1 protein-coding gene is annotated in these 533 nt (G+C 34.9%); it reads right to left on the reverse strand.

The genetic code is table 11. From position 1 onward, the window contains the following. Nucleotides 1-167: 167 nt before the first annotated feature. Nucleotides 168-533: ArpU family transcriptional regulator (locus tag DVW83_RS14875; RefSeq protein ID WP_137239713.1), on the reverse strand; the 366-nt coding region annotated here is incomplete at its 5' end.

A 533-nucleotide genomic window follows, 5' to 3' on the forward strand; every position in this document is an offset into this window, starting at 1 on the left:
AACCCGATGAGGGAGATTTCCTCCCTTCGTTTATTTGTCGAAGTCCTGTTTCCTAATCTTTCGACACTATCATAATACAACGTTTAACAGGTAAATGATTGGTATAAAAAAGGTATAAAATGGAAACCAAATGGGTAATAAAAAGGTATAAAAAGTGTAAAAACTGGCTACTTAAAAGCAACCAGTTCTAATGCTGAAGCAAATTGGATGATAATCTTGTTTGATTCTAGTTTGACAGATTCTTCACTAGTATTATTTCTTTGAGAAGTTAAATAAATCGACAGACCATTGATGTAACGATCATAAAATATTTTTTTACGTCTTTCAGTCACATCAGGTTTGTGCGGATGCTGAATAGTAGAATACCCTCGAATAAACAATTTATGCAAATACTCAAATTCTTCTTGTGATTCTTCTCTGTCTATCACCATTCGTTCTGCTTCAAATGTATTATTTGCTGTAGAAGGTGGAACCAAGGAGTAAGATGCCGTTACCTTCGGTTCCCTAGGTTGACCTACTCTACATCTAGCTGA

Source organism: Enterococcus sp. VV15 (genome assembly GCF_005236045.1).
GTDB classification, from domain to species: Bacteria; Bacillota; Bacilli; order Lactobacillales; family Enterococcaceae; genus Enterococcus_B; species Enterococcus_B durans.